Below are 7,512 nucleotides of genomic sequence, written 5' to 3' on the forward strand. Positions count from 1 at the left end.
GGAACGCTTAACCCGAGGCGGCCGGTTGGGATGGTTCCTGGGCCTTGTCGTTGGCTACCGTCGCCTTCTCCAGGAGCTCGATGACAGAACCATAGTCCATCTCAGGCCGGGCTTCATCACTGGCCTTTGCAAGCTCCAGAGCAGTTCGCCCCTCGTTATCCGTCAATTGGGGGGCAGCTCCATATTCCAGAAGCAGCTCCACTCCCGAGCGATTATTGCTTAGCGCAGCCGCATGCAGAGCTGTCAGCCCCTTACCGGTGACTGTCTCAACACTGTTGATATCCAAACCATGCTCAAGGAGATGCTCCAGAATGGGCCTCGCTTCTTCCGCACTGAATACATCCACTACATACTGAGCGCCCGCCTCCCTGTTCAGTTGTTCGACGTCCGCCTCCTCAGGATGAAAGATATAAAAGGCCTTTTCCGCCCCCCAAGTGAACGCTGACGGCCCATAATCAGGATCCATATAAACAGCAATCATCTGAAAAGTGGGCGTGGTAGCAAAGTGGTACCCCACTGCACCAGCAGCGACCCCGACCAGGAGAATCAGGCTGATCACTGTGGTCTTAAGCAGCTTTCTCATATCACACCTCAGGTCCAAGCAAGCGTCCCCGGTTCGACTCCACTCAGGACAATCCGTCTCTTATTTGGTGGAATCCGGGTATATCCATTAAGCCTCAGTTCAAAAACCGATTTCTGCTTACGGGCGATTTCCCTGCGGATGGTTTCATAGACTGTTGGATCCTCAAGATCCTCCTGGGTTGCGTGCTCCCACCAGTGCTTTGCTGATTTGAGAACCACTTTCCGGATCAACTTTTTAACTGAGGTCCCCGGCTTGGGACTAAACAGCGTATCGAAAGCAATTTCCACAAATCCCATCAGATAGGACCCGTCAACGGCCACGACAAGCAATGCCTGTGCGTATCGTCGGAGTTCCAGAGTGATGACGCGATTCTGAAGAATGGGTTTCTTGGAAGGCCAGAAGAATGCGAGCACCTCTCGGGCCTCTTGCTCATTCAGTACGACCTTGGAATCCGGTATATCGGGAAGGGAAAGCGTGATTTCGCTCATGGATGACTCCTTTCATCAGATTGCCCATCCGGTTGGGCTCGTAATTGATTAGAGGATACGTTCAGAATAATACTGGAGCAACACGTTCATATCTTACCTCCAGACACTCTGCCCAGTTATCAAGTTATCCTTTACAACTGAACAACTTGCACCAGTCAGCTGCAAGCTCCCAGACACAGGAACGGAAACCAGGCAACCATTAGATTCCTTCTAAAAGTTGACCCTGGTCTCGCTTCTCTGTCAGTTAATCCTTATAGACGCTCAGTCTGCCACCTTCAGAACAATCTTCCCGGTAGCACGGCGCTCACTAAGGCCGTTCAGGGCGTTAACGTAATCCTCAAAGGGATGCACCTCACTGACACGCGGCCGGATCCTGCCCTGACCATAGAGCTTCAGCAGTTCCATGATGTTCTGCATGTTGGTCTCGGGCTCTTTCATGGTGAAGTTGCCCCAGAACACGCCCACCACGGAACAGCCCTTGAGCAGGGGCAGGTTGGCCGGGATCTGCGGAATATCACCAGCGGCAAAGCCCACGATCAGGTGGCGACCGTTCCAGGCCATGCAGCGCAGTGCCTGCTCGGTGAAGTCGCCGCCGACAGGATCATAGACCACATCCACGCCCTGGCGCGCACGGCTCTTCACGGCATCCTTGAGGTTCTCCTCGGTGTAGTTGATCAGCTCATCCGCACCGGCCTCCTTCGCCACATCCAGCTTGGCCTGGCTCGAAGCCGCTGCAATCACGTGCGCGCCCATGGCCTTGCCCAGTTCCACCGTGGCCAGACCAACACCGCCACTGGCGCCCAGTACAAGGAGCTTTTCGCCCTCCTGAATGTTCGCGCGCTGCTTCAGGGCGTGGTAGGAGGTGCCGTAGACCATCGAGAAGGAAGCCGCTTCTTCATCGCTCATGCCATCGGGAATCGGAATCAGCTGAGCCTCAGGAGCCACGATCTCCTCCGCGAAGGCGCCGTAACCGGTCAGCCCCATAACCCGGTCTCCGGGCTTGAAGCGGGTCACTTTCTCACCCACCTCCAGCACCTCGCCGGCCATCTCGCCACCCGGCGCAAACGGCATCTGCGGCTTGAGCTGGTACTTGCCCTCGATGATCAGTGTATCCGGAAAGTTCAGCCCGGCCGCCTTGACCCGGACCTTGACCCCACTACCCTTAACCTCGGGTGAATCCAGTTCGCCGATCTGGAGTTTATCGGCGGGGCCGTATTCGTGGCACAGAATGGCACGCATTACTCAATCTCCGTGTAGTCGTTCAATCTTGTAATCTGGAAGCCACGTGACGCTTGAAGGGCGGGAGCGGGGAACGCTTCACGGGAAGCTCTGGAGCCATGGATGGCGGAAGAGCAGCCTACAGGGGTTTGCGCGATTAAGCGCAAACGGGTTTACACGGATGTAAACCCAGGACTTTTCAGTGAAGCGGGATTGCGCAACTGAAAAGTACTCGTGGCGATTCCCGTGAAGCGTTCCCCGCTCCCGCCCATGCAACCAGCTGACAATCAACGTAATCCCCTGGGTGACATCAATCAAATAAATATCGATCATCCACAAGCATCAACAACCCTTATAAATGACCACTCCCCCTGCCCCAAATCCGCCCAAGTCACGTACAGTCAGTACGGAGCCAGTCAAAGATTGACCCATACGGAGGCCCCATGAACCCCAGCAAGCTGCTTATCCTGGCCCTCGCCCTCACGTCGGTCCCATGCACCGCCCAGAGCTTCGAATCCGAGCACCACGACTTCCAGGTCGAGACCGTTGCCGAAGGCCTGGAACACCCCTGGAGCGTCGCCTTCCTGCCCGACGGTGACGCCCTGGTCACCGAGCGCGCCGGGCGCCTGCGCCTGATCGAAGACGGTACTCTCCGGGAGGACGCCATCGGCAACGTACCCGAGGTTGCCGCCAGGGGCCAGGGTGGCCTTCTGGATGTGGTACTCCACCCGGACTTCGAGGAGAACAAGGAACTGGTCATCAGCTACGCCCACCGCAACAGTGAGGGCATGACCACCCGGGTGATGCACGCCACGCTGGAGGACCACCGCCTCAACAACCGCGAGGTGATCTTCACCGCCGAACCCCGCTCCAGCACCACGCGCCACTTCGCCGGCCGCATGGTCTTCGATGATGACCACAACCTGTACGTCGCTGTGGGCGACCGGGGCGAAAAGCAGCGTGCGCAGAAGACCGATGATGACGCCGGCGGCGTCCACCGCATCACCCTCGATGGCGAGCCGGCGCCGAGCAACCCCTTCCTGGACAATCCGGCTACGAACGACACCTTCTATACCGTCGGCAACCGCAACATCCAGGGCATGACCCGCCACCCGGAAACCGGTGCGATCTGGAGCCACGAACACGGGCCTCAGGGCGGCGATGAGATCAACATCATCGAAGCCGGCACCAATTACGGCTGGCCCGAGATCACCTACGGCATTGATTACGACGGCACCATCATTTCCGAAAAAACCCACAAGGAAGGCATGGCCCAGCCCCTGCATTACTGGGACCCTTCAATTGCGCCCTCGGGCATGGCCTTCTACACCGGCGAGCGTTTCCCCGACTGGCAGGGTGACCTCTTCGTCGGTGCCCTGGCCATGGAAAAGCTGGTCCGTGTGGAACTGGACGGGGACAAGGTAACCAGGGAGGAAGATCTGCTGAGCGATTGGGGAGAACGCATCCGGGCGGTGACCCAGGGGCCAGAGGGTACCCTCTGGCTGCTGACCGACGCCGCCAATGGGCGCGTGGTCCGCCTCACCCCATAAGCGGTGGCCGGCCAGTTCGTGCAATGCCGTATCGAGGTCCGCTATGCTTGGATCGTCATGGCCAACGGAGACGACAATGACACTGCCAAGGGCGCGCTTTCTGGAGGGCACAAGCAGCGACACCCCCATCACCAAAGCGGTGTGTGTGGGGCGCAATTACGCGGAACATGCCGCTGAACTGGACAACCCGGTCCCGACCGAACCGCTGCTGTTCATCAAACCACCATCTGCCATCACAGAGCTCGAGGCCGGCATCCGCCTGCCTCCAGTGGATGAGCCTGTCCACTACGAGACCGAGCTGGCTCTGCTCATCGGCAGGCGACTGAGCCATGCCAACGAAACCGAAGCCGACGCGGCCATCACCGGACTGGGCCTGGCTCTGGATCTGACCCTGCGCCAGACCCAGAGTCGACTCAAGAAAGAAGGTCATCCCTGGGAAATCGCCAAGGCGTTTGATGGCGCCTGCCCTCTCTCCCGATTCATCCCGCGGGCCGGGCTCACCACCGGGAATCTACAGTTCACCCTCGCGATCGACGGCGAACCACGCCAGAGCGGTGACACCGCCGACATGATCAAACCCATTCCCGCACTTGTGTCGTATATGAGTAAACACTTTACGCTGGAACCCGGGGATGTTGTGCTGACGGGCACGCCAGCCGGTGTCGGGGTATTGGCCTCAGGCAGCGAGCTGACGCTAACACTGGAAGACCAGCTGACGATCGCCACCAGCGTTCTCTGACACGGAGCTCCCTCGATTCATGAGCAGGAAACCGGTTACAACACGGACCGGGCGATTCTTCCGCCTGGCCGGCATGACCGGCTCAGTCGCCTCCAGCTACGCTGCGCGCAAGGCCCGCGGGCTTTTCAGCGAGGAGAGCGAGGAAAGCCGCCACGAGTACTACAGTCGCATGGCCGAGGAAATCGTAGACACCCTCGGCGAGCTCAAGGGCGCGGTCATGAAGGTCGGCCAGATCGCCTCCCAGACCCAGGACTTCCTGCCCCGGGAACTCACCGATGCCCTCCAGCGCCTGCAGAAAGAGGCGCCGGCGATGGAATTCGCAGTCATCCGGCAGCAGATCGAGAGCGAACTCGGGGACAGTGTGGAGAATCTCTTCGCCAGTGTGGACGAAACCCCCTACGCCGCCGCCTCCATTGGCCAGGTCCATGCCGGCCAGCTCCTTGATGGGCGGCAGGTGGTCATCAAGATCCAGTATCCGGGCGTCGACCGCTCCTGTGACTCCGACCTGCGCCAGCTGCGGACCGCCCTGCGCCTGGGCGGACTGCTGAAAATGCCCAAGGAGAGCGTCGATGACCTCTTCAACGAAGTGCGCGACCGGCTGCACGAAGAGCTCGACTACGAGAACGAAGCCCGAAACATCCACCAGTTTGCCCAACAACACGGGGGCGACGACGGCATTCTGATTCCGGAAGCCATCCCCGAACGCAGCTCACGCCGCGTACTCACGATGGAAAAGGTCGAAGGCGATCACATCAGCGAGGTCACCCGCGAACGCTACGATCAGGACACCATCAACACTATTGGCCACCGCATCTTCCGCACCATGGCCGACGGCCTGTTCCGCCACCGCTGCATCCACGGCGATCCCCATGCCGGCAACTTCGCCTACCGGCCGGACGGCACCGTGGTCCTCTACGATTTCGGCTGCGTCAAAACCCTGCGGCCCTCCACCGTAGCGGCCTACCGCAACTGCATCATCGACGCGCTGAACGAGGACTACGCGGCCCTGGACCAGCACCTGATCCACCTCGGCGCCCGCGTGGAAGACCACCCATCGGTGGACCCTGAATACTATGCCATGTGGCGAAACATTCTTTACCAGCCCTTCGCGCCGGAAAACCAGCCCTACGACTTCGGCCAGTCCAACCTTCACCAGCAGGTGGCTGCCCATACCCATACGGTCTTCAAACACCTGAACGCCTTCAAGCCGCCAGTCGAAAGCATCCTCATCGACCGCATGATCGCCGGCCACTACTGGATGATGAAACGCCTGGGCGTAAAGACCGATTTCCGGCCGTTGCTGGAAGAGTATCTCGAGCAGGAATCAGACTAGACAGGAAGGTCGATCAGCCACAAAGGCTAAGGGAAGCTGGTCTGCGCTACCGAAAGGGTACTAAGTGGTGTGGCGGGGGATCCCTTTCAGGGAGGCTCGATGACAGGATGTCATCGCGCCAGCGTACAGGGATGTATGTACAGCGGTCCCTGAAAGGGATCCCCCGGCGCGCCACCAGCAGCCAACCCAGTAAGCTGGTGACAACGCCAAACCTCAGTCAGCGTCGATCAGCTTCCCGGGATTCATGATGCCGTTGGGGTCAAACACCTTCTTGATCCCCTTCATAACAGCAATCTCCTCGGCACTCTTCGTAAACCCGAGGTACTTCTTCTTCACCATCCCCACACCATGCTCGGCGGAGACACTGCCCTCGTAACGCTGAACGATATCAAACACCAGATCGTTCACCGTCTCACAGCGCTTGAAGAACTCCTGCTTCTCCATATCCGCCGGCTTGAGGATGTTCAGGTGCAGGTTGCCGTCACCAATGTGGCCGTACCAGATGATCTCGAAATCCGGGTACTCCTTGCTCACCACCGAGTGGATCTCGTTCAGGAACTCCGGCACCTTCGAAATCCGCACTGACAGATCATTCTTGTAGGGCGTATGCGGCGCAATGGACTCCGAGATCCGCTCCCGCAGCTGCCACAGCTTCTGTGCCTGGCTTTCGCTCTGGCTGATGACACCATCAACCACCCACTCCTGCTCCACACAGTGCTCGAACAGCGCCATGGCCTCCTCCATCACACCCTCGGAGGTCGCCTCGAACTCCAACAGCGCGTAGTAGGGGCACTCGGTCTCGAACGGCCGCGGCACCTCGGCATGCGCCTGGACATGCCCGATCGCCTCATTGGAGAAGAACTCGTAAGCGGTCAGGTCCAGCTTGGAGCGGAAGCTCTGGAGCACATCCATGGTATTGCTCAGGTCATTCAGCCCCAGAACCATCACCGTCAGATTGGAGGGCTGGCGCGCCAGCTTCATGGTCGCCTCGGTAATGAAGCCCAGGGTGCCCTCGCCGCCGATGAACAGCTGGCGCAGATCATAGCCGGTGTTGTTCTTCTCGAGCCCATTGTTGAGCTCCAGGATCTCGCCGGCACCGGTGACCACCTTCAGGCCCAGCACCCAGTCACGGGTCATGCCATAGCGGATCACCTTGATGCCGCCAGCATTGGTGGCAATGTTGCCGCCCAGTTCACTGGAACCGGCGGATGCGAAATCCACCGGATAGTACAGGCCCTGCTCGTCCGCGTACTGCTGCAGCTGCTCGGTCACCACACCCGCCTCGCACTGCACCAGACGGTCATTGGCATTGAAATCCAGGATCCGGTTCATGCGATCCATGGCCACCACCAGTTCACCGTTGGCGGCGACAGCACCTGCGCTCAGGCCGGTGCGGCCACCGGAGGGCACCAGCGCCATGTGCTGCTCATTGGCGTACCGGACGATGGCCTGAACCTCCTCCGTTGATTTCGGCAGCACCACAGCCAGTGGCGCCGGGTCGTAGATGCGGGTCCAGTCGCAGCCATAGGCGGCCAGATCATCAGGGGCGGTCAGGACCTTACCACCGTCGGTAAGAAGTCCTTCAAGTGTCTGCGGATCGA

At 59.5% G+C, this 7,512-nt stretch carries 7 protein-coding genes; 3 read left to right on the top strand and 4 right to left on the bottom strand.

Annotated elements, in window-relative coordinates; translation table 11 throughout:
• Window positions 1-7 precede the first annotated feature (7 nt).
• The 3 genes from QZ501_RS14310 to QZ501_RS14320 all read right to left on the bottom strand — a co-directional run bounded on the left by QZ501_RS14310 (window position 8) and on the right by QZ501_RS14320 (window position 2,310).
• On the bottom strand, window positions 8-583 hold the full coding sequence (locus tag QZ501_RS14310; protein WP_295720450.1) for an ankyrin repeat domain-containing protein: 576 nt from the start codon (window positions 581-583) through the stop codon (window positions 8-10).
• A gap of 8 nt (window positions 584-591) precedes the next feature.
• On the bottom strand, window positions 592-1,071 hold the full coding sequence (locus QZ501_RS14315; RefSeq protein WP_295720453.1) for a hypothetical protein: 480 nt from the start codon (window positions 1,069-1,071) through the stop codon (window positions 592-594).
• A gap of 261 nt (window positions 1,072-1,332) precedes the next feature.
• Window positions 1,333-2,310, bottom strand: coding sequence for an NADPH:quinone oxidoreductase family protein (locus QZ501_RS14320; RefSeq protein WP_295720456.1), 978 nt, complete (start codon window positions 2,308-2,310; stop codon window positions 1,333-1,335).
• A gap of 422 nt (window positions 2,311-2,732) precedes the next feature.
• On the opposite strand from QZ501_RS14320, the gene QZ501_RS14325 reads away from it, so the two are divergent.
• The 3 genes from QZ501_RS14325 (at window position 2,733) to QZ501_RS14335 (ending at window position 5,911) form a co-directional block, all read left to right on the top strand.
• Entirely contained in the window at window positions 2,733-3,839 is a 1,107-nt protein-coding gene (locus QZ501_RS14325) for a PQQ-dependent sugar dehydrogenase (protein WP_295720459.1), read from the top strand.
• A 76-nt stretch (window positions 3,840-3,915) separates the two neighbouring features.
• Window positions 3,916-4,578: a fumarylacetoacetate hydrolase family protein gene (locus QZ501_RS14330; RefSeq protein ID WP_160897852.1), complete on the top strand. Its 663-nt coding sequence runs from the start codon at window positions 3,916-3,918 to the stop codon at window positions 4,576-4,578.
• A gap of 19 nt (window positions 4,579-4,597) precedes the next feature.
• Window positions 4,598-5,911, top strand: coding sequence for an AarF/ABC1/UbiB kinase family protein (locus tag QZ501_RS14335; protein WP_295720460.1), 1,314 nt, complete (start codon window positions 4,598-4,600; stop codon window positions 5,909-5,911).
• A gap of 213 nt (window positions 5,912-6,124) precedes the next feature.
• Here QZ501_RS14335 and QZ501_RS14340 read toward each other — a convergent pair whose 3' ends face one another.
• Entirely contained in the window at window positions 6,125-7,465 is a 1,341-nt protein-coding gene (locus QZ501_RS14340) for an FAD-binding oxidoreductase (protein ID WP_295720462.1), read from the bottom strand.
• Window positions 7,466-7,512 lie beyond the last annotated feature (47 nt).

It is taken from the genome of uncultured Halovibrio sp., assembly GCF_913056445.1.
GTDB lineage: Bacteria > Pseudomonadota > Gammaproteobacteria > Pseudomonadales > Oleiphilaceae > Halospina > Halospina utahensis_B.